Annotated in this window: 20 protein-coding genes; 14 read left to right on the top strand and 6 right to left on the bottom strand. The window is 61.6% G+C overall.

Annotated features, from left to right (window positions below):
• Positions 1–83: 83 nt before the first annotated feature.
• Complete coding sequence (lpdA, locus tag PQR54_RS05520; protein ID WP_408244417.1) at positions 84–1,889, top strand: dihydrolipoyl dehydrogenase; 1,806 nt, start codon at positions 84–86, stop codon at positions 1,887–1,889.
• A gap of 353 nt (positions 1,890–2,242) precedes the next feature.
• Here lpdA and PQR54_RS05515 read toward each other — a convergent pair whose 3' ends face one another.
• Complete coding sequence (locus PQR54_RS05515) at positions 2,243–2,815, bottom strand: phasin family protein (protein ID WP_012433576.1); 573 nt, start codon at positions 2,813–2,815, stop codon at positions 2,243–2,245.
• Between the two features lie 776 nt (positions 2,816–3,591).
• Here PQR54_RS05515 and pbpG point away from each other — a divergent pair.
• Positions 3,592–4,779, top strand: coding sequence for a D-alanyl-D-alanine endopeptidase (pbpG, locus tag PQR54_RS05510; protein WP_408244416.1), 1,188 nt, complete (start codon positions 3,592–3,594; stop codon positions 4,777–4,779).
• A gap of 104 nt (positions 4,780–4,883) precedes the next feature.
• Here the strand turns inward: pbpG and PQR54_RS05505 are convergent, their stop codons facing one another.
• Positions 4,884–5,690, bottom strand: coding sequence for an IclR family transcriptional regulator (locus PQR54_RS05505; protein ID WP_012433574.1), 807 nt, complete (start codon positions 5,688–5,690; stop codon positions 4,884–4,886).
• A gap of 178 nt (positions 5,691–5,868) precedes the next feature.
• Between PQR54_RS05505 and PQR54_RS05500 the strand changes: the two genes are divergently transcribed.
• On the top strand, positions 5,869–6,591 hold the full coding sequence (locus PQR54_RS05500) for a (Fe-S)-binding protein (protein ID WP_408244415.1): 723 nt from the start codon (positions 5,869–5,871) through the stop codon (positions 6,589–6,591).
• A 100-nt stretch (positions 6,592–6,691) separates the two neighbouring features.
• Entirely contained in the window at positions 6,692–8,107 is a 1,416-nt protein-coding gene (locus PQR54_RS05495; protein WP_408244414.1) for a lactate utilization protein B, read from the top strand.
• Between the two features lie 225 nt (positions 8,108–8,332).
• On the opposite strand, the gene PQR54_RS05490 is transcribed toward PQR54_RS05495, so the two are convergent.
• Positions 8,333–8,908, bottom strand: coding sequence for a hypothetical protein (locus PQR54_RS05490; protein ID WP_408244413.1), 576 nt, complete (start codon positions 8,906–8,908; stop codon positions 8,333–8,335).
• Positions 8,909–9,175: 267 nt separating this feature from the next.
• Here PQR54_RS05490 and PQR54_RS05485 point away from each other — a divergent pair, with 267 nt between their 5' ends.
• The 10 genes from PQR54_RS05485 to iscX all read left to right on the top strand — a co-directional run bounded on the left by PQR54_RS05485 (position 9,176) and on the right by iscX (position 16,404).
• The gene (locus PQR54_RS05485; protein WP_408244412.1) at positions 9,176–9,415 is read left to right on the top strand and encodes a hypothetical protein; all 240 of its coding nucleotides are present in this window, start codon (positions 9,176–9,178) and stop codon (positions 9,413–9,415) included.
• Positions 9,416–9,577: 162 nt separating this feature from the next.
• Entirely contained in the window at positions 9,578–10,075 is a 498-nt protein-coding gene (locus PQR54_RS05480) for a low molecular weight protein-tyrosine-phosphatase (RefSeq protein ID WP_408244411.1), read from the top strand.
• A gap of 134 nt (positions 10,076–10,209) precedes the next feature.
• A complete protein-coding gene (iscR, locus tag PQR54_RS05475) occupies positions 10,210–10,740 on the top strand; it encodes a Fe-S cluster assembly transcriptional regulator IscR (RefSeq protein ID WP_012433568.1) in 531 nt (176 codons plus the stop codon).
• Positions 10,741–10,815: 75 nt separating this feature from the next.
• Positions 10,816–12,039: an IscS subfamily cysteine desulfurase gene (locus PQR54_RS05470; protein WP_408244410.1), complete on the top strand. Its 1,224-nt coding sequence runs from the start codon at positions 10,816–10,818 to the stop codon at positions 12,037–12,039.
• Between the two features lie 80 nt (positions 12,040–12,119).
• Complete coding sequence (gene iscU, locus PQR54_RS05465; RefSeq protein ID WP_408244409.1) at positions 12,120–12,536, top strand: Fe-S cluster assembly scaffold IscU; 417 nt, start codon at positions 12,120–12,122, stop codon at positions 12,534–12,536.
• A 162-nt stretch (positions 12,537–12,698) separates the two neighbouring features.
• Complete coding sequence (iscA, locus tag PQR54_RS05460; protein ID WP_035546490.1) at positions 12,699–13,022, top strand: iron-sulfur cluster assembly protein IscA; 324 nt, start codon at positions 12,699–12,701, stop codon at positions 13,020–13,022.
• A 154-nt stretch (positions 13,023–13,176) separates the two neighbouring features.
• The gene (gene hscB, locus PQR54_RS05455; protein WP_408203710.1) at positions 13,177–13,704 is read left to right on the top strand and encodes a Fe-S protein assembly co-chaperone HscB; all 528 of its coding nucleotides are present in this window, start codon (positions 13,177–13,179) and stop codon (positions 13,702–13,704) included.
• Positions 13,705–13,825: 121 nt separating this feature from the next.
• Positions 13,826–15,697, top strand: coding sequence for a Fe-S protein assembly chaperone HscA (hscA, locus tag PQR54_RS05450; protein ID WP_408244408.1), 1,872 nt, complete (start codon positions 13,826–13,828; stop codon positions 15,695–15,697).
• A 152-nt stretch (positions 15,698–15,849) separates the two neighbouring features.
• Entirely contained in the window at positions 15,850–16,191 is a 342-nt protein-coding gene (fdx, locus tag PQR54_RS05445; protein WP_012433562.1) for an ISC system 2Fe-2S type ferredoxin, read from the top strand.
• A 15-nt stretch (positions 16,192–16,206) separates the two neighbouring features.
• Positions 16,207–16,404, top strand: coding sequence for a Fe-S cluster assembly protein IscX (gene iscX, locus PQR54_RS05440; protein WP_007181290.1), 198 nt, complete (start codon positions 16,207–16,209; stop codon positions 16,402–16,404).
• Between the two features lie 123 nt (positions 16,405–16,527).
• On the opposite strand, the gene PQR54_RS05435 is transcribed toward iscX, so the two are convergent.
• From PQR54_RS05435 to prfB, 3 genes are all read right to left on the bottom strand, one after another.
• A complete protein-coding gene (locus PQR54_RS05435) occupies positions 16,528–17,277 on the bottom strand; it encodes a glycine zipper 2TM domain-containing protein (RefSeq protein ID WP_408244407.1) in 750 nt (249 codons plus the stop codon).
• Positions 17,278–17,589: 312 nt separating this feature from the next.
• Complete coding sequence (lysS, locus tag PQR54_RS05430; protein ID WP_408244993.1) at positions 17,590–19,131, bottom strand: lysine--tRNA ligase; 1,542 nt, start codon at positions 19,129–19,131, stop codon at positions 17,590–17,592.
• A 162-nt stretch (positions 19,132–19,293) separates the two neighbouring features.
• A protein-coding gene (gene prfB / locus PQR54_RS05425; RefSeq protein WP_408244406.1) for a peptide chain release factor 2 occupies positions 19,294–20,398 on the bottom strand; the annotation gives its coding sequence in 2 pieces (ribosomal slippage) (positions 19,294–20,316 and positions 20,318–20,398; 1,104 coding nt in all).
• Positions 20,399–20,484 lie beyond the last annotated feature (86 nt).

Raw genomic sequence — 20,484 nt, 5'->3', positions numbered from 1 at the left:
ATTCTGTTCGCCGCGTTGCTAGCTTGTAGGCTGCTTTTTTCGGGTTCTTCCTTCATCACGATCAATACGAGAAGGGGACACTAATGAGTCTCGTCGAAGTAAAAGTGCCGGATATCGGTGACTTCAAAGACGTCGATGTCATCGAAGTCAATATCAAAGCGGGCGATGTCATCGAGAACGAACAAGCTCTCATGACGCTCGAGTCCGATAAGGCCTCCATCGAAGTGCCGAGCGATACTGCCGGCACGGTCAAGGAAGTTCGCGTCAAAGCCGGCGATAAAGTCTCGCAAGGCACGGTAATCGCGCTCGTCGAAACGTCGGCGGATGCAGCGCCCGCGAAAGATGCGCCGAAGGCGCCGGCCAAGGAACCCGAGAAGGCGCCCGCTCAAGCGGAAGCAAAACCGCAAGCCGCGCAAGCGGCGGCTCCGGCCAAGGCCGCCGCGCCCGCTCCGCAGGCGGGCAGCTTCTCCGGCAACGCGGATATCGAATGCGACATGCTCGTGCTCGGTTCGGGTCCCGGTGGCTATTCAGCAGCGTTCCGTTCGGCGGACCTGGGCATGAAGACCGTGCTGGTCGAGCGTTACTCGACGCTCGGCGGCGTGTGTCTGAACGTTGGCTGTATTCCGTCGAAGGCGCTGTTGCATACCGCGCTCGTGATCGACGAGGCCGAAGCGCTCGGCTCGCACGGCATCACGTTCGGCAAGCCGCAAATCGATCTCGACAAGCTGCGCGACTTCAAGTCGGGCGTCGTCAAGAAGCTCACCGGCGGTCTCGCCGGCATGGCGAAGATGCGCAAGGTCGAAGTGGTCACGGGCACGGGCTCGTTCGTCGATCCGCATCATATGGAAGTGCAGGTCGAAGGCGGCAAGAAGGTCGTCAAGTTCAAGCAGGCGATCATCGCCGCGGGCTCGGAAGCCGTGAAGCTGCCGTTCATTCCGGAAGATCCGCGGGTGGTCGATTCGACCGGCGCGCTCGAACTGCGGCAGATTCCGCAACGCATGCTGGTGATCGGCGGCGGCATCATCGGGCTGGAAATGGCCACGGTGTACGCCACGCTCGGCGCGCAGATCGACGTGGTCGAAATGCTCGACGGTCTGATGGCCGGCGCGGACCGCGATCTGGTCAAGGTCTGGGAGAAGTACAACAGCAAGCGTTTCGCTAACGTCATGCTGAAGACGAAGACCACTGCGGCGGAAGCGAAGGACGACGGCATCTATGTGTCGTTCGAAGGCGAGAAAGCTCCGGCCGAAGCGCAACGCTATGACCTCGTGCTGGTTGCCGTCGGCCGTTCGCCGAATGGCAAGAAGATCGGCGCGGACAAGGCAGGCGTCGCGGTGACGGATCGCGGTTTCATCGACGTGGACAAGCAGATGCGCACTAACGTGCCGCACATCTTCGCGATCGGCGATATCGTCGGTCAGCCGATGCTCGCGCATAAGGCGGTGCATGAGGCTCACGTCGCCGCCGAAGTCGCACACGGCGAAAAGGCGTACTTCGATGCGCTGCAGATTCCGTCGGTGGCGTACACCGATCCGGAAGTGGCGTGGGCCGGCAAGACGGAAGACCAGTTGAAGGCCGAGGGCATCAAGTACGGCAAGGCGGTGTTCCCGTGGGCCGCGTCAGGGCGCGCGATCGCCAACGGCCGCGACGAAGGCTTCACCAAACTTCTGTTCGATGAGGAAACGCATCGCGTGATCGGCGGCGGGATCGTCGGTCTGAATGCGGGCGACCTGATCAGCGAAGTCTGTCTCGCGGTCGAGATGGGTGCGGATGCAACGGATATCGGTAAGACGATTCACCCGCATCCGACGCTCGGTGAATCGATTGGTATGGCCGCCGAGTTGTATGAAGGCGTCTGTACCGACCTGCCGCCGCAGAAAAAGAAGTAACGCGATTCGGTCCGTCTGCATTCGTGCAGGCGGGCTCGAAGAAGAAAAAAACGGCGCGCCCTTTGCGGGGCGCGCCGTTTTTCTTTGGGCAGCGGAGTGGGGCGACTGCCGCGCGACGACGGCGTCCTCAATACATGCTGAACGACTCGGGCGACGGCGAAAAAGCGTGGGACAAAAAAATCCCGGCCTTTCGCCGGGCAAACGATACGCTATTCAACGTATCGGAGCGTTCGGCCAGTTAATACCGTGTGAGCGGCAACGGCACAACGCTGTTGCTTGCGATAGCGCCGGCACAACTCTTGAGCTGTGCCGGCGCCGGGTAATGCTTGAAGCGTGATACTTGCGACGGAAGCTTAGACAGCCTTCTTGGCCGAGCGCGATGCTTGTGCAGCGGCTTGCGAAGCTGCCTTCGATGCGGCCGTTGCAGCTGCATTGAAGTTGCTTTCAGCGATTTCGACAGCTTGCTTCGTTGCCTTGTGAACCGTGTCGTACGTGGTGTTGGCAGCCGTGATAGCCGACTTCAGGACGGCGACAGCCGTTTCCGAACCAGCCGGTGCATTCTTCGCGACGTTTTCGACCAGCGATTGCACCTTGCGGTTTTGCTCTTCGAATTGGGCTTCTGCGACGCGGGTGAATTCACCTTGCGTTGCCGAAACGATTTCATACACGTGACGGCCGTACGACAGCGCCTTTTCAGCCACTGGCTGTGCAAGGCTTGCTTGCAGTGCCAGCAATTCCTGCGCGTCCTTGACCGACAGCGCGCGTTGGGCATTTTCCTGGCTTTCCGCGAGCGTCGATTTCACGACCTGCAGGTTCAGCTCAACCAGCTTTTCGACGCCTTCAAATGCTTTGGTCGTCAGGCCGAACAACGTTTCAAAGTTGGCTTTCTGGGCTGCGGCGAATTGCTCAGGGGTCAGCAAAGTCATGGTTTACGCTCCTGGATCGCGGTCTGTCTGTGCGGACCGCATTGGGTGAATGGTGAGACACATTGGTGCGTCCCGCCGGACCGCGATGAATTGTGCATCGCAGCAATGGTTCCCATTTTAGGATGGCTGCAAAGAATGTCAAGCGCTTTTTGTGCGTCGCACAATATTAAGAAACTACTGATAAAACAGAGTGTTATGCGATCGGCATGACATCCGCGTGACGCAGGTCAATTTAACCGCCGCACCGCGCTGGTGCTCAATCATGCCGCATTTATTACTAAATCGTAAGGTTATTTTGGCCGGCAAGCGCACGCTAGCGCTGGGCACACTAAATTCCGGCCATTGTTAAAAAAGCTTTCGAAGGCCGTTTCGGTGTAAACCGGAAAGTGTCACGGAACGTTAATGCTTGATGCTGGTCGAATGCGCGTTGGCGGTCTGCAGCAGGCATTTAACAAGCTCGCTGCGCGACTCTCGCCACGTGCTGTTGCTCTGGCGGTCTTGACCGCCCGCGCTCTGACCGTATTTCCCCTGATCAAGGTTGTCTCGAAATTGCCGTTATGCTGGAAGAATCACCTCGATTCCGGCGTATGGCGGCAGCGGCGAGGCGTAACGCGTCGGCGATCGTTTTTTTCGATCAATGCGCGGCACTTATTCGTGTTTTTGCGATCGGAGCTTACAAGCCGGTTTAAAGAGCGCTCATAAGTGCTTCAAATTGCTAATTTTTCGTTGTTTTACTACACTTGCGGAACCCACTCGCCGCTCCCTACCGAACACCCATGAAAACCGACATGTTTTCGTCGCTAAAAGTGATCCACGGCGCGGCCCGCAGCACCGCTCTGTCGGTGGCCGCCTCCATGGTCATCGCAGCGGCGTTTGCTACGCCCGTGAGCGCTTTTGCCGCCACGCCTGCTGCACCTGCAAAAACTTCCAAACACGCCAAAGCGGCCAAAAAACCTGCTGCCGCGCCTGACACCAAGGTGTCGAGCAAGGCCTCGAAAGCGACCAAGGGCGCGGCTGCAAAGACCGTAGCCGCTGACGACGACGCACCGCGCGCGGGCGTCAAGCGCAAGCGCGTAACGTATACGTCGAACGGCCGTCACCATTCGGTGGTGCGCCGTATCGCGTACGAGCCGCGTCAGCCGAGCGTCGGCCAGGCTTTCGGTCTGCACGAAACGCCGGACGCGCTCATGCTGCGCTCGAGCGTCGCATACGTGATCGATCAGAACTCGGGCGAATCGCTGTTCGACAAGAACTCGCGCGCCGTGGTGCCGATCGCGTCGATCACCAAGCTGATGACCGCGATGGTGGTGCTCGACTCGAAGGAGCCGATGACCGACCAGATCGAAGTCACGGACGAAGACCGCGATTACGAAAAGAACACCGGCTCGCGTTTGTCGGTGGGATCGGTGCTTTCGCGTGAAGACATGCTGCACATCGCGCTGATGGCGTCGGAAAATCGCGCGGCCGCGGCGCTGTCGCGTTATTTTCCGGGCGGCCGTCCGGCGTTCCTCGCGGCTATGAATGCGAAGGCCAAGCAGCTCGGCATGACCGACACGCATTTTGAAAACCCCACGGGTTTGACGAGCCAGAACGTGTCGAGCGCGCGCGACCTCGTGAAGATGGTCAACGCGGCGTATCAATATCCGGTGATCCGCAGGTTCTCGACCGACCACAGCTACGAGGTGTACACCGGCAAGCGTTCGCTGGCGTACAACAGCACCAATGCGTTGGTGCGCAATCCGACGTGGGACATCGGTCTGCAAAAGACCGGCTTCATCAACGAAGCGGGCGAGTGCCTCGTGATGCAGGCGACCATTCATGGCCGTCCGATGATCATGGTGCTGCTCGACTCGTCGGGTAAGTATTCGCGCTTCGCGGACGCCACGCGTCTGCGCACGTGGCTGGATAACGGCGGCGACCAGGCGCGTATTACCAGCGCGGACGCCGGCGGCCCGGGTACCTGAAGCTTTACCTCGGTGGCCGGTTTTCGGACCGGCCGCATGAAAACAAAAAGCCTCGCATTTTTTGCGAGGCTTTTTGTTTTGAACGGAGGATGCGAAGTGCCGGCTTACGCGTGATGGCTATGCGAATGGTCCTGCGCGGGTTGCGGCCGATAGCCGAGCGATGCCGAGATCATCAGCGCGGTCTGGCTAAGCTGGCCAATCCAGGAGTCTTGCAAGCGATCCGCCGGCGCCGACAGCGACAGACCGGCAACCAGCTTGCCGGTGTCGTCGTAGATACCGGCGGCGATGCAGCGCACGCCGAGTTCCAGTTCTTCGTTGTCGCGCGCGCACGCCTGCTGGCGCACATGCGACAACTCACGCTCCAGTTTGGTCAGGTCGGTGATGCTGTTCTGCGTGTGGCCCGACAAACCGGTGCGCGTGGCGTAGGCTCGCACGCGGGTGGATTCGTCGGCGGCGAGGAACAGCTTGCCTACCGAGGTCAGATGCAACGGCGCCCGTCCGCCGATGGCGCGCACCACCTGCATGCCGGAACGCTCGGAATAAGCGCGCTCGATATAGACGATCTCGTCGCCCTGACGCACCGACAGATTCACGGTCTGGCCCGTCTGACGATGCAGTTCGCGCATCGGCGTGAGCGCCGCGTCACGCACCGACAGGCGCGCCTTCACCAGATTGCCCAGTTCGAGCAGGCGCATGCCGAGACGGTAAGTGCCGGGATCCGACCGGTCGACCAGCCGGCACATCACCATGTCGTTCAGGATGCGGTGCGCGGTGGACGGATGCAGCTCCGTGCGGATGGCGAGTTCTTTCAGGCTGACCGGGTCGCTGTGCGCCGCGAGTGCGTCGAGCAAGCGCATCATGCGTTCGATCACCTGGATCGAAGTTTTGGGATCCGGGTTCGTATCGCTCATGGGAGGAATCGGTTGACGCGTCAAACAGCGGAAATTGATTGTATCCCGTATTGTGAAAAGATGGAAAGCGGTTGGAACGTCTATTCCAAATTAAGTCGCTTTCGTCCTATGCCATCCGGCCGTTGGTATTGTGCGGCAAACAGCGGATAATCAGGGACGTTTTCCCGAAGGAGGGCTCATGCGAGTCGGATTGTTCGTTACCTGCCTGATCGACCTGATGCGTCCCGAGATCGGTTTTTCGGTCATCAAGCTGATCGAAGGCGCCGGATTCGAGGTGATGGTGCCGCCTGCGCAAACCTGTTGCGGGCAACCGGCGTACAACTCCGGGGAGCGGCGTATCGCACGCGATCTGGCCGAGAAGACCTTGCGCGAGTTCGAGCAGTTCGATTACGTCGTGGTCCCGTCCGGTTCGTGCGGCGGCATGATCCGCGCGCATTACGGCGATCTTTTCGCCGACGATCCCGAACTGATGAACCGCTTCGGCCGGCTGCGCGCCAAGGTGTTCGAGCTGACCGATTTCCTCGTGAACGTGGCCAAGGTGCAGTTGCAGCCGGGCGAGTTCGCGGGTCAGGTCACATACCACGATTCCTGCTCCGGGCTGCGTGAGCTCGGCGTGAAGACGCAGCCGCGCGCCTTGCTGGCGCAGGTCGGCGTGACGGTGAACGAGATGAAGGACTGCGAGCATTGCTGCGGCTTCGGCGGCACCTTCGCGGTCAAGTACGGCGATATCTCCACGGCGATCGTCGACGAAAAATGCGCGAATATCCGGGCAAGCGGCACTGGCGCGGTCGTGCTTGGCGATCTCGGCTGCATGCTCAATATCGAGGGCCGTTTGCGGCGGACCGGCGACGCCACCACGCGCGTGCTGCACATCGCGCAGGTGCTGGCCGGCGACGTATAACGCGGGCGGCTACACGTCCGCCGTCTTTATCCAGAAATGCGCGCTTGACTCGCCCTAACTCGCGGTTCGCCCGCTTTGCCTGACTACGCATAAGGCCGCCATGCAAGTCCAATCGATGCAATTCAAAGCACGTGCCGGTCAGAAACTCGCCGACCAGCGTCTGCAGCAGAATCTCACCAAGCTGTCGACCAAGTTCGTGTCGGCGCGCGCCACGGCCATGACCGCGATCGATTTTTCCGCCACGCGCGCCGCACTGAAAGAGCGCCGCAATCGCGCGCTGGAAAATCTCGACGTGTGGCTGGAAACCTTCGAGCGCGAAGCGGCCCGGCGCGGCGTGACGGTGCTGTTCGCGGAGACGACCCAGGAGGCCGCGCGGCTCGTCGGCGACATTGCACGCCGGCACGAGGTTAAAAAGGTGATCAAGACCAAGTCGATGGTCACCGAAGAAATGCGCCTGAATGAAGTGCTCGGGCAGATGGGCGTGCAATCCATCGAAACCGATCTGGGCGAGTACATTCTGCAGATCAACGACAACGAGCCGCCGAGCCACATCATCGCGCCGGTCGTCCATAAAGATAAGGACGAGATCGCCGACCTGTTTGCGAAGACTCACAATCGCCCACGCCTGACCGAAATCACCGACATGACGCGCGAAGCGCGCGAGATGCTGCGTCCGCATTTCATGACCGCGGACATGGGCGTGACCGGCGGCAATTTCGTGGTGGCGGAAACGGGCTCGGTCGTGCTGGTCACGAACGAGGGCAACGAGGGCATGTGCACCGTGATGCCACGCGTGCATGTGGCGGTGACGGGCATCGAGAAAGTGCTGCCCACGCTCGAAGATCTGGCCACGGCGATGCGTCTCTTGCCGCGCTCGGCGACCGGGCAGGCCACCTCGAACTATTTTTCCGTGTTGACGGGGCCGCGCGGCGAGGGTGACCAGGACGGTCCCGAGCATATGTACGTGGTGCTCGTCGACGGCGGGCGCACGGGGCTGATCGGCGGCGACTTCCAGGAAATGCTGAGGTGCATCCGCTGCGGCGCGTGCATGAACCATTGCCCGGTGTATCAGAAGGTGGGCGGCCATGCATATGGCTGGGTCTATCCCGGCCCGATGGGTTCGGTATTGACGCCGAGCTATGTCGGCATCGACAAGGCGCTGGATCTGCCGCAGGCCGCAACCTTGTGCGGCGAGTGCAATAGCGTTTGCCCGGTTGGGATTCCGCTATCCGATCTGTTGCGTAAGCTGCGCGAGAAGCAGGTGGAGCGGCGTTTGCGGCCGTGGAAAGAGCGCGCCGGACTTGCCGTTTGGGGTTTTCTGGCGCTGCATCCGGATGCTTACGCGCTTTTCACCAAACTGGCTGTGCGTGTGCTGGAACGCATGGGCGGGAGAAGCCGGTCGATCGCCAGGCTGCCGCTGGGAGGCGCGGGCTGGACCAATACGCGGGATATGCCCGCTCCGGTCGGTCGGACGTTCAGGGAGTTGTACGCGGCGCAGCGCAGTCATATTGGCTGAGCGGACGTTGGTGCGCCGACCCTGCTATCGTCTTTTGCTATTCGTTTGGCATTTAGCGTGAGCCGGTGATGCCGGTATCGCGTGGTCTGGCCTTGCATCGAACCGCAAGGCAGTCTGTTTGATATCGCCGATGCGACCCGGACGTTGCGGCCTCAGAAATTAGAGCGCGGTACGCCTGCGCATCAGCACGTGCGTACCGCGCAACCACCATGCGGCTAGTCCAGATCAGTGATCCGTCATCTGGCCCGACTGGCGACCCGGCACCCCTCGCACGGGTGCGCCGTTATTCCCGTTGCCGCGACCGCCGCCGCCGCCGGCCTGCTGTTGCTGCGGCGGCGGTGGGGGCGGCGGCGGGCTGACAGCGCCCGGTCGAGGCGCGTTCGATCCGCTCGGCCCGCGTGGGCCGCCCACGGCACCTTGCGGCGGCGGCCCGCCGCGCGGCCCGCCATTCGGCTGGCCGTGCCAGCCGCCGTTGTCGCCGTGGTTGCCGTTGTTTCCATAATTGCCGTTGTTCGGCCGGCCCCGTTCGGGGTAGCCGCCGTAGCCGGGGCCCGGGCCGTAATAGCGGCCCGGCCCGTCGTTGTAGTAGCCAGGCCCCGAGTAGTTGCTATAGCCCATGTAGACGTTGGTCTGCGGCACGACCGGCACACCAGTGGCGTAGCCATCGTAACTGTCGTAGCCGCTATAACTGCCGCCGTAGCCGTTGCTGTACATCGGCGTGCCGTCCGGATAGACGGCACAGCCGCCGACCAGGGCAGCGACAGCGAGGCAGGCGAGTGGTGCAAAAACAAAGCGTTTCATGTGATCGACCGATGCGAGGTTTTGTTTCTGTAAGACCGCTATTATCGCTATCCGTCGCAAGAGCTTTGTATGTGTTTGTAAGGATTTCTTTTTTGTGCCATGACGCGCGTCCACGTCATGCGCCGCGAAATGTGAATTCACTGTTCCACTCAGCGCAACGCTCTATCTCGCGCCAGTAGGTTTTTCCCGATTGTGAATTTCTATAAGATTTCGACTGGGCATAGTGGGTAACGAACTCATCTGCCCCCAATCGGAAGAATCGACATCATGAAAAAGACAATATCGGTGTACTGGCCCCTTGCCATCGTTGTGCCGCTCGCTGCGGCTGCTTATTTGCATATTTGTGGCGACGCCGCGTCGCGCGTCCCGCAAGCTCCGCTCGCCGCCGACCAGTTGACGGCTGAACTCGCGCGTGCCGTTTCGTACGGCATGATCGACGACGCCTCGACGTTGCCGGCCAAACCGATGCGCGGCGCCACGGTGATGCCGGCCGCGGAAGCGTCGTAAACACAAGGTTTTGAGCGCGGCCGCGATCGGCTGCCATGCGGAACGCCAAGGCTCGCGCGAGCCGCGCGCCGGCTCCCGGCGAGATTCCGGCCAGCTTTGTATAATCGCGGCAACATTTATTGACAGTCAGACTTCGCACCTGACGCACCTAAAAAGCCCTCGATGAAAACCGTGTCCATCTGCTTTGTCTGCCTCGGGAACATCTGTCGTTCACCGACCGCGGAAGGTGTGATGCGTCATCTTGTCGGCGAGGCGAAGCTCGCGGAACACATTGTGATCGACTCCGCCGGAACGGGTGACTGGCACATCGGCGAGCCGCCGGACGAGCGCGCGCAACAGGCAGCCGGCCGGCGCGGCTATGAACTCGCCGACTTGCGCGGCCGCCAGATCGCCGCGGTGGATTTCGACCGCTTCGACCTGCTGATCGCCATGGACGACAAAAACATCGTCGCGTTGCATCAGATCTGCCCGCCGCAGCAACGCGACAAGATCCGTCTGCTGATGGAATTTGTCTCCGAAACGGACGCTCGCTGGAGTGGCGCCCGCGAAGTCGTCGATCCGTATTTCGGCGGCGCGGAAGGTTTCGAGCAAGTGCTGGATCAGTGTGAAGTTGCCTGCCGCGGCCTCATCGCTGCGCTGCGTCCCCAATTGCTTGCATAGAGTCCGGCGAGAAAGCGTGCCGAGCTTATCCAGCAATTAAGCAAATGACCCAAATCGCGGTAGGGATACTTGACTAAATCGCTCATGTATTTATACTTGACAAAACTTGTCGAGAATTGCGGTTCCCACACCATATGAGACTCACCACGAAAGGCCGTTTCGCCGTCACGGCGATGATTGACCTGGCACTGCGCCAGGAGCAGGGCCCGGTGACGCTTGCGGGTATCAGCCAGCGCCAACACATCTCCCTGTCATACCTCGAGCAGCTGTTTGGCAAGCTGCGTCGTCATGAAATCGTCGAGTCCGTGCGCGGACCGGGCGGCGGCTACAATCTGGCCCGCCGCGCTGAAGACGTGACCGTGGCCGACATCATCATCGCGGTCGACGAGCCGCTCGACGCCACCCAATGCGGCGGCAAGGGCTCGTGCGAGGGCACCAAACAGCACGACGGCCACTGCATGACGCATGAACTGTGGTCTACGCTGAACCAGAAAATGGTCGAGTACCTCGATTCGGTCTCCCTGAAGGATCTGGTCGATCAGCAGCGCTCGCGGGAAGGCGCGCCGGCCGTGATACGCGACAGACGCAACGAAGCGCCGGCGGTCGAACCCGTCCGCGTGGCGCCGAAAGGGCCGAATTCAGTTTTCAACATGGCCGGTTCCTAGGCGCGGTATTTAGCAATCACCGCAGCCTGATCAGAAACCCAGAAGCCAGAGCACATGACGTCCCCGGAGCAATTGATGAACAACGACACTCTCCATCTGCCCATCTACATGGACTACAGCGCGACGACGCCGATCGATCCGCGCGTGGTGGACAAGATGATTCCGTATCTGCGCGAGCAGTTCGGCAACCCCGCATCGCGCAGCCACTCGTACGGCTGGGACGCGGAGCGCGCGGTCGAAGAAGCGCGTGAGAATGTCGCCGCGCTGGTGAACGCCGATCCGCGCGAAATCATCTGGACCTCGGGTGCCACGGAGTCGGACAACCTCGCGATCAAGGGTGCCGCGCACTTCTACAAGAGCAAGGGCAAGCACATCATCACGGTGAAGACCGAGCACAAGGCCGTGCTCGACACCTGCCGCGAACTCGAACGCGAAGGCTTCGAAGTCACGTATCTGGACGTCAAGGACGACGGCCTGATCGACCTCGAAAAGTTCAAGGCCGCGCTGCGTCCGGACACGATTCTGGTGTCGGTCATGTCGGTGAACAACGAGATCGGCGTGATTCAGGACATCGAGGCGATCGGTGAAATCACTCGTGAAAAGGGCATCATTTTCCACGTCGACGCAGCGCAAGCCACCGGCAAGATCGCGATCGATCTGCAAAAGCTGAAGGTCGATCTGATGTCGTTCTCGGCGCACAAGACGTACGGCCCGAAGGGCATCGGCGCGCTGTACGTGCGTCGCAAGCCGCGTATCCGTATCGAAGCGCAGATGCACGGCGGCGGTCACGAGCGCGGCATGCGTTCGGGCACGCTGGCTACGCACCAGATCGTCGGCATGGGCGAAGCGTTCCGTATCGCGCGTGAAGAAATGGCGACGGAAAACGAACGTATCCGTATGCTGCGCGACCGTCTGCTGCGCGGCCTGTCGGAAATGGAAGAAGTGTATGTGAACGGCGACATGGAAAAGCGTGTGCCGCACAACCTGAACATCAGCTTCAATTTCGTCGAAGGCGAATCGCTGATCATGGCGGTGAAGGACGTGGCGGTGTCGTCGGGCTCGGCCTGTACGTCGGCTTCGCTGGAACCGTCGTATGTGTTGCGCGCGCTGGGCCGTAACGACGAGCTGGCGCATAGCTCGATCCGCTTTACGGTGGGCCGTTTCACGACCGAGCAGGATGTCGATTACGTGATCAACCTGCTGAAGACCAAGATTTCGAAGCTGCGCGATTTGTCGCCGCTGTGGGAAATGCATAAGGACGGGATCGATATTTCGACCATCCAGTGGGCAGCGCACTGACGCGCCGTCTGGACGACGTTGAACTTATCGAATTGCGTACTGCACGAATTGCAGGTTGAAACGAATCAAGGAGTGTCATCATGGCTTATAGCGACAAGGTTCTGGACCACTACGAAAACCCGCGCAACGTCGGTTCCTTCGCGAAGGACGACGATGCAGTCGGCACCGGCATGGTCGGCGCACCGGCATGCGGCGACGTGATGAAGCTGCAGATCCGCGTGGGCGCGGACGGCATCATCGAAGATGCGAAGTTCAAGACGTATGGCTGCGGTTCGGCAATTGCGTCGAGCTCGCTCGTTACCGAATGGGTGAAGGGCAAGACGCTCGATCAAGCTATGTCGATCAAGAACACGCAGATCGCCGAAGAACTGGCGCTGCCGCCGGTGAAGATCCACTGCTCGATCCTCGCGGAAGACGCGATCAAGGCAGCGGTCGCCGACTACAAGCAGCGTCACGGTGAAACCGCTTCGGTCGAAGGCGACAAGCAACACGCTTAACCAGAGCGGCGGTTGCGGCGCGGTTTCAGGTAAATCGAAACGGAAGGCGGCGTGGATTCAAGCGAGCCGTCGTCCGGTACGAGCGATATTTGATGCAGACAGGGTAGCAGCGCGTAAGCAGGTAGAGGCATGACCGCCGCGCACTGCGCAATGAGAAACGCTATGGCAATTACGTTGACCGAAAAGGCAGCACAGCACGTCCAGAAGTATCTGATCCGGCGCGGTAAAGGCGTCGGCCTGCGCGTCGGCGTGCGCACCACGGGTTGCTCCGGCTTGGCTTACAAGCTCGAGTATGTGGACGAACTCGCGCCCGAAGACGAAGTCTTCGATTGCAACGGCGTGAAGATCATTGTCGACCCGAAGAGCCTCGCTTATATCGACGGCACCGAACTCGACTTCGCACGTGAAGGGCTGAACGAAGGCTTCAAGTTCAACAACCCGAACGTGAAGGACGAATGCGGTTGCGGCGAATCGTTCCGCGTGTAATTCGGGACATTCCGCGTGCAGCGGATCAAAGGCGGCGCGTGCCGCCTTTTTAGTTTGATCCGCGAATTCGCTTGTGCCGCTACGCTCTGCTTCGACGAGCCGCGTTTTTAGACTGCACTCCGGTGCGCTTTCCTGAACGGACTTCTTCTATCCGATGGCCTCGCTGAACGACAGCCACTTCGACCTGTTCGATCTGCCGGCGCAATTCGCGCTCGACGCATCCGCGCTCGATCACGCCTACCGCACGGTCCAGGCGCAAGTGCATCCGGACCGCTTCGCAGCGGCCGGCGACGCGCAGAAGCGCATTGCGATGCAATGGGCGACGCGCACCAACGAGGCGTATCAGACGCTGCGCGATCCGTTGAAGCGCGCCACCTATCTGCTGCATCTGCGCGGCATCGACGTCGGCGCGGAGAACAATACGGCGATGGAGCCGGCGTTCCTGATGCAGCAGATGGAATGGCGCGAAGGCATCGAGGACGCGGCCGCAGCGAAGAACGTCGACGCGCTCGACGCCTTGCTCACCGAATTGCGCGACGAAGAGCGCATGCGTTTCGACAAGCTCGGCGCGTTGCTCGACAGCGGCGCGAATCAGGCCGCGGGCGAGGCCGTGCGGCAGTTGATGTTCATCGAGCGGGTGGCGTCGGAAATCGGCACGCAGATCGAGCGGCTCGAGAACTAGCGAGCCCGAGCCCGAGCCCGAGCGCGCCGCGCGTGCGGCAATGGCCGCCAGAAAAGCCGTAGCATTACATCCAGCAACGCGAAAATTCAGGACGGGGCGAAGCGGCCCCGAGAAGATCCAGATGGCCCTACTGCAAATCTCCGAACCCGGCATGGCGCCGGCGCCCCACCAGCGGCGTCTGGCGGTCGGTATCGATCTCGGCACCACCAATTCTCTCGTCGCCGCCGTGCGCAGCGGCGTGCCCGACGTGCTCCCCGACGAAGACGGCCATGCGCTGCTGCCTTCGGTGGTGCGCTACCTCGAAAAAGGCGGCCGGCGTATCGGCCGCACGGCCAAGGCTGAGGCGGCAAGCGATCCGCGCAACACGATCGTTTCGGTCAAGCGCTTCATGGGCCGTGGCAAGGCGGAAGTGGAGGGCGCTGAAAACGCGCCGTACGATTTTATCGACGCACCCGGCATGGTGCAGATCCGTACCATCGACGGCGTGAAGAGCCCGGTCGAAGTTTCGGCCGAAATTCTGGCGACGCTGCGCCAGCGCGCCGAAGACACGCTCGGCGACGAACTGGTCGGCGCTGTGATCACGGTGCCGGCTTACTTCGACGAAGCCCAGCGTCAGGCGACCAAAGACGCCGCGCGTCTGGCCGGCCTGAACGTGCTGCGCCTCCTGAACGAACCGACCGCGGCCGCGATTGCCTACGGCCTCGACAACGGTTCCGAGGGTCTGTACGCGGTGTACGACCTCGGCGGCGGCACCTTCGACCTGTCGATTCTCAAGCTCACCAAGGGCGTGTTCGAAGTGCTCGCGGCCGGCGGCGACTCCGCGCTCGGCGGCGACGACTTCGACCACGCGCTGTATCGCCATGTTCTGGAGCAGGCCGGCATCGCGCCGCAGACACTCGTGCCGGAAGATGTGCGCCTGCTGCTGGACAGCGTGCGCGAGGCCAAGGAGGCCTTGTCCGACGCACCGAGTGCGAAGCTACAGACCACGCTTTCGAACGGCGCGAAGCTCGATCTGACGATCGACGAAGCCACTTTCGAAGCCATCACACAAGCGCTGGTGCAGCGCACGCTCGGCCCGACGAAAAAGGCGCTGCGCGACGCCAAAGTCACGACGAAGGAAATCAAGGGCGTGGTGCTGGTCGGCGGCGCGACGCGCATGCCGGTGATTCGCCGTGCGGTCGAATCGTTTTTCGGCCAGCCGCCGCTGATCAATCTCGACCCGGATCAGGTGGTCGCGCTCGGCGCCGCGATCCAGGCCGATCTGCTCGCGGGCAACCGCGGCGCGGACGGCGACGACTGGCTCCTGCTCGACGTGATTCCGCTGTCGCTCGGCGTCGAGACGATGGGCGGTCTGACCGAGAAGATCATCCCGCGCAATTCGACGATTCCGGTCGCGCGCGCGCAGGATTTCACGACCTTCAAGGACGGCCAGACGGCCATGGCGATCCACGTCGTGCAGGGCGAGCGCGAGCTCGTCAGCGACTGCCGCTCGCTCGCGCGTTTCGAGCTGCGCGGCATTCCGCCGATGGCCGCCGGTGCGGCGCGCATCCGCGTGACGTATCAGGTGGACGCGGACGGTCTGCTGTCCGTGTTCGCGCGCGAGCAGGGCTCGGGGGTGGAGGCGTCGGTGGTCGTGAAGCCGTCCTACGGTCTCGCGGATGACGACATCGCCCGCATGCTCGAAGACAGTTTCTCGACCGCTGAAGTCGACATGCGCGCGCGTGCGTTGCGCGAAGCGCAAGTCGAAGCGCGCCGTCTCGTGGAAGCCACCGACGCCGCGCTCGCCGCCGACGCCGAACTGCTCGACGACAGCGAGCGCGCCGAGCTCGACGCGCTCCTCGATGCATTGCGCAACGTCGTGCAGAGCGACGACGTCGACGTGATCGAAGCCGCCACCAAAACGCTCGCCGAAGGCACCGACGAATTCGCCGCCCGCCGCATGAACAAGGGCATTCGCCGCGCGCTCGCCGGCCGCAAGCTCGACGAGATCTGAGCCTTGCGCTAACGGCAGGCGGCCTCGAATTGCGAAAGTCCGCCGCAAAAAACCGAATCGCGCCGCGTGGACTTAAAAAGTCCGCGCGGCGCCAGTAAAATGGTACGGAGCCTGTTTGCGGCCGCCGTGCCGCAGACCCAAACGGAAAATGTATGCCTCAAATCGTTGTGCTGCCTCACGTCGAACTGTGCCCGGAAGGCGCGGTGATCGATGCCGTGCCCGGCAAGAGCATCTGCGACAACCTGCTCGAACACGGCATTGAAATCGAGCACGCGTGCGAGAAGTCGTGCGCCTGCACGACCTGTCACGTGATCGTGCGTGAGGGTTTCGCCGCCTTGACGCCGTCGGAGGAAGACGAGGACGATCTGTTGGACAAGGCGTGGGGGCTCGAACCGGCCTCGCGTCTGTCGTGCCAGGCCATGGTGCCGGCTGAGCAGGATCTGGTTGTCGAAATCCCTCGCTACTCGATCAATCACGCGAAGGAAAATCACTAACAGGAGGATGCAGCCATGAAGTGGACCGATACGCAAGACATCGCGATGGCCCTGACTGACAAGCACCAGGACATCGATCCGCAACAGGTGCGCTTCACCGACTTGCACCGTTGGGTCACCGAGCTGGAAGGATTCGACGACGATCCTAACCGGTCGAACGAAAAGATCCTCGAGGCGATTCAGGCTGCATGGATTGAAGACGCGGATTACTGAGCGTCACTGAGTTTTCCGGCATCGGTCGGCGATTTGATTGCGCTTCCGGTTGCGGCAAAGAAAAAGGCGATTCCATTTGGAATCGCCTTTTTTGCGTCTGGCGGAAACTCTACCTGTGTGCGGTTAGCTCGCCACGAGCGTGCCGTTCTGAACCCGAACGCGCTGACCTTGCTGGAACGGCGGCGCTTCATGGTAAGTGAAGTAACGCGTCTTGCCGTTTTCCATCCGCACCCGCACCGAATACGACGTGGTGCTGCGGATATGTTTTTCGACCGAGTTGCCGGCAAGGCCGCCGCCGAGCGCACCGAGAACGGTCATCGCGGTGCGGCCTCCGCCGCTGCCGAACTGATTGCCGACCACGCCACCGGCCACTGCACCGCCGACCGCGCCGATACCGGTGCCATGACCTTCCTGACGCACCGCCGAGATCGCTTCGACCGTGCCGCAACTCGTGCAGTACGCCGGTTGCGGCGGCGGTTGCTGTGCGTAGTTAGGTGCCGGCTGCGCCTGTTGCTGCTGGGCGTATTGCTGCTGTGTGGGTACGGGCGCCGGAGCGGGTGCGGGTTGCGGCTGTTGCGCGGCTTGCTGTTGGGCTGCCTGTTGCTGCGCGGCCTGTTGCGCCGTCAGGTTGGCAGGCGCCGCCGAATCGACCACGCCGGGCGACGTGGCTTGTGTCGACACTTGCGCTGCTTGCGTCTGATCGTTTTGCACGCCGTTGCTGGATGCCTTCGTGAACAGGCCGGTGACAGCCGCCGTCGCGGCAAGACTTGCGATGATCACTGCACCGGCCGCGGTCGCGATCAGCGGATGAATCCGCCGTTGTGGCGCAGGCGGCGTGGATTGAGTGGTGGGTTGCGTGTTGGGATTGTCCATTTTTGGCCTCCGTCTTCAACAGAGTCGACTTTTAGTAAGACCGAGTGTCGGATAAATCGATTCCCTGAGGGTTTCAATTTGTAACGATTTCCGGTCAAGCATAGCGCCGACGGCGCATGAAAACTGCGCAACCCGGCTGGGCGCCGCTTCCGGCAAGAGCTCACGCAATGAACGTGGGCGGTCGAATCCTCGCGCAGCATGCAGCTTTTACCGATGGTTACAAACCGTCAGGCGAGCGCCACACACGTGATGGAGCAAAAAAACGCCCGGCATCGAGCCGGGCGTTTGCACATGCTTTGAACCACGCAACGTTCAGTCTTCGCGGCGCAGATGCGGGAACAGAATCACGTCGCGAATGCTCGGGCTGTCGGTCAGCATCATGACCAGACGGTCGATACCGATGCCGCAACCGCCGGCCGGCGGCATGCCGTATTCGAGCGCGCGAATGTAGTCCGCGTCGTAGAACATCGCTTCTTCGTCGCCGGCCTCTTTCTGGTCGACCTGCTTCTTGAAGCGCGCTGCCTGGTCTTCCGGATCGTTCAGCTCCGAGAAGCCGTTGGCGATCTCACGGCCCGTGATGAACAGCTCGAAACGCTCGGTGATGCCTTCGACCTTGTCCGACGCGCGCGCCAGCGGCGACACCTCGATCGGGTAGTCGATGATGTACGTCGGCTCCCACAATTGCGACTCGGCGGTTTCTTCGAACAACGCCAGTTGCAGCGAACCGACGCCCGCGTTCAGGAACTGCGGCTGCGATGCATCCACGCCGAACTTCTTCAGCTCGGTGCGCAGAAAGTCGCTGTCGGCGAGCTGCTCGTTCGTATATTGCGGTGCGTACTTCTGGATGGCTTGCGTGATCGTGAGGCGATGGAACGGCTTCGCCAGATCGAGTTCGCGGCCCTGGTACGTGATCGTGGCGGTGCCCAAAGCATCGATCGCCGCCTGGCGGATCAACTGCTCGGTGAAGTCCATCAGCCACTTGTAATCGGTGTACGCGGCGTAGAACTCGATCATCGTGAATTCCGGATTGTGGCGCACGGACACGCCCTCATTGCGGAAGTTACGGTTGATCTCGAACACACGCTCGAAGCCGCCCACCACCAGGCGCTTCAGATACAGCTCCGGCGCGATACGCAGGAACATCTGCATATCCAGCGCGTTGTGGTGCGTGGTGAACGGCTTGGCCGCCGCGCCGCCCGGAATAGGGTGCAGCATGGGCGTTTCGACTTCCATGAAGTCAGCGTTCGCCATGAAGTTGCGGATCGACGAGATCGCCTTGGTGCGCGCAACGAAGGTCTTGCGCGTTTCCGGCGTGACGATCAGATCGACGTAGCGCTGGCGATACTTCATTTCCTGATCGGCGAGACCGTGGAACTTGTCCGGCAGCGGACGCAGCGACTTCGACAGCAGACGCAGTTCCGTGCAACGCACCGAGAGTTCGCCCTTGTTGGTGCGGAACAGCACGCCGCGCGCCGCGACGATGTCGCCCATGTCCCACTTCTTGAAGGCGTCGTACGTTTCCTGGCCGACGTCGGCGGGCGTGATGAAGAACTGGATCTGACCCGAACCGTCGCGCACGGTCGCGAAGCTCGCCTTGCCCATCACGCGCTTGAGCATCATGCGGCCGGCAATCGCGACTTCGAGCGGATTCGCTTCGAGCGCTTCTTTATCGGCGTGCTCGAACTGCGATTGCAGATCTTCGGCGTGATGCGTGGGGCGGAAATCGTTCGGATAGGCGATGCCTTGTTCACGCAGCTCGCGCAGCTTTTCGCGGCGCTCGGTCATGATCTTGTTGTCGTCGACTTCGGGGACGACACTAGGCTGGGCCGCATTCGGCTGGGTCGGTTCGGTCATGATGATCTGATATTCGGTGGCCCGCACGGGAGTGGCTCGCATGCGGGTGGCCAGTCAGTAAAAACCTCAGGCGGTGTTAGAAAACAGCGAGGCAACAGCGAAGAGCAGCGACGAACAAACGGCGAAACTGCGGCGCGGCGTTGCAAGCCGCGCCGGCTGCGTTTAGACGCCCTGTTTCAGGCTGGCGCTGATGAACGGATCGAGGTCGCCGTCGAGCACGCTCTTGGTATTGCTGATTTCGACGTTGGTGCGCAGATCCTTGATACGGCTGTTGTCCAGCACGTACGAGCGGATCTGATGACCCCAGCCCACATCGGTCTTGCCGGCTTCGAGCTTGTCCTGCTCTTCCTGACGCTTGCGGATTTCCGCTTCGTACAGGCGCGATTTCAGCATGGCCATGGCTTCGGCGCGGTTGCGGTGCTGCGACCGGTCGTTCTGGCACTGCACGACGATGCCCGACGGCATGTGCGTGATACGCACCGCGGAGTCGGTCTTGTTGATGTGCTGACCGCCCGCGCCGGACGCGCGGTACGTGTCGATACGCAGATCGGCCGGGTTGATGTCGACTTCGATCGAGTCGTCGATTTCCGGGTACACGAACACCGACGAGAACGACGTATGACGGCCGCCCGACGAGTCGAACGGCGACTTGCGCACGAGGCGGTGCACGCCCGTTTCGGTGCGCAGAAAGCCGTACGCGTATTCGCCTTCGATCTTGATCGTGGCGTTCTTGATGCCCGCGACGTCGCCGTCGGTCTGTTCCAGCACTTCGGTCTTGAAACCCTTGCGCTCGCAGTAGCGCAGATACTGGCGCAGCAGCATGGACGCCCAGTCGCATGCCTCGGTGCCGCCGGCGCCGGCCTGGATGTCCAGGAACGCGTTATTCGGATCGGCCGGGTTCGCGAACATGCGGCGGAATTCCATGTCGGCGACACGCTGTTCAATGCCTTGCGCGTCGGATTCGCAAGCGAGGAGCGTTTCCTCGTCGTCTTCCTCGCGGGCCATGTCGAACAGGTCCTGCGCGTCGCGCAGGTCATTGTCGAGCGCCGTAAGTTTGCCGACGGTGTCGTCGAGCAGCTTCTTTTCCCGGCCGAGGGCCTGGGCGTGCTTCGAGTCGTTCCAGACGTCCGGGTCTTCGAGTTCCCGGTTGACTTCGATTAGACGCAGTGCTTTGTCGTCGTAGTCAAAGATACCCCCGTAGCGAGTCCGCGCGAGTGCGCAGGTCCGCCAGTGAGGCTTCGATCGCGTTGAGACGTTCCGCTTCCATGTCGATCTTTTATAGCTTCGTAAAAAGGGGAAATTATAGCCGATCGGCACACCGCGCCGGCGGCTGTTGAGCGATCCGGCGCGTGT

Origin of the sequence: Paraburkholderia phytofirmans, assembly GCF_046028095.1 — a bacterium.
GTDB classification, from domain to species: Bacteria; Pseudomonadota; Gammaproteobacteria; order Burkholderiales; family Burkholderiaceae; genus Paraburkholderia; species Paraburkholderia phytofirmans_A.
Note: the sequence above shows the minus strand (reverse complement) of the source record. Positions and strands in the feature narration are given on the sequence as shown.

Bases quoted from the DNA above. Each gene is read 5' to 3' on its own strand.
- hscB (WP_408203710.1), top strand. From the start codon at position 13,177: ATGGCCTCGCTGAACGACAGCCACTTCGACCTGTTCGATCTGCCGGCG.
- PQR54_RS05485 (WP_408244412.1), top strand. From the start codon at position 9,176: ATGAAAAAGACAATATCGGTGTACTGGCCCCTTGCCATCGTTGTGCCG.
- PQR54_RS05490 (WP_408244413.1), bottom strand. From the start codon at position 8,908: ATGAAACGCTTTGTTTTTGCACCACTCGCCTGCCTCGCTGTCGCTGCC.
- PQR54_RS05435 (WP_408244407.1), bottom strand. From the start codon at position 17,277: ATGGACAATCCCAACACGCAACCCACCACTCAATCCACGCCGCCTGCG.
- PQR54_RS05505 (WP_012433574.1), bottom strand. From the start codon at position 5,690: ATGAGCGATACGAACCCGGATCCCAAAACTTCGATCCAGGTGATCGAA.
- iscR (WP_012433568.1), top strand. From the start codon at position 10,210: ATGAGACTCACCACGAAAGGCCGTTTCGCCGTCACGGCGATGATTGAC.
- pbpG (WP_408244416.1), top strand. From the start codon at position 3,592: ATGAAAACCGACATGTTTTCGTCGCTAAAAGTGATCCACGGCGCGGCC.
- PQR54_RS05470 (WP_408244410.1), top strand. From the start codon at position 10,816: ATGAACAACGACACTCTCCATCTGCCCATCTACATGGACTACAGCGCG.
- iscU (WP_408244409.1), top strand. From the start codon at position 12,120: ATGGCTTATAGCGACAAGGTTCTGGACCACTACGAAAACCCGCGCAAC.
- PQR54_RS05495 (WP_408244414.1), top strand. From the start codon at position 6,692: ATGCAAGTCCAATCGATGCAATTCAAAGCACGTGCCGGTCAGAAACTC.
- iscX (WP_007181290.1), top strand. From the start codon at position 16,207: ATGAAGTGGACCGATACGCAAGACATCGCGATGGCCCTGACTGACAAG.
- lpdA (WP_408244417.1), top strand. From the start codon at position 84: ATGAGTCTCGTCGAAGTAAAAGTGCCGGATATCGGTGACTTCAAAGAC.
- iscA (WP_035546490.1), top strand. From the start codon at position 12,699: ATGGCAATTACGTTGACCGAAAAGGCAGCACAGCACGTCCAGAAGTAT.
- PQR54_RS05480 (WP_408244411.1), top strand. From the start codon at position 9,578: ATGAAAACCGTGTCCATCTGCTTTGTCTGCCTCGGGAACATCTGTCGT.
- hscA (WP_408244408.1), top strand. From the start codon at position 13,826: ATGGCCCTACTGCAAATCTCCGAACCCGGCATGGCGCCGGCGCCCCAC.
- fdx (WP_012433562.1), top strand. From the start codon at position 15,850: ATGCCTCAAATCGTTGTGCTGCCTCACGTCGAACTGTGCCCGGAAGGC.
- lysS (WP_408244993.1), bottom strand. From the start codon at position 19,131: ATGACCGAACCGACCCAGCCGAATGCGGCCCAGCCTAGTGTCGTCCCC.
- PQR54_RS05500 (WP_408244415.1), top strand. From the start codon at position 5,869: ATGCGAGTCGGATTGTTCGTTACCTGCCTGATCGACCTGATGCGTCCC.
- PQR54_RS05515 (WP_012433576.1), bottom strand. From the start codon at position 2,815: ATGACTTTGCTGACCCCTGAGCAATTCGCCGCAGCCCAGAAAGCCAAC.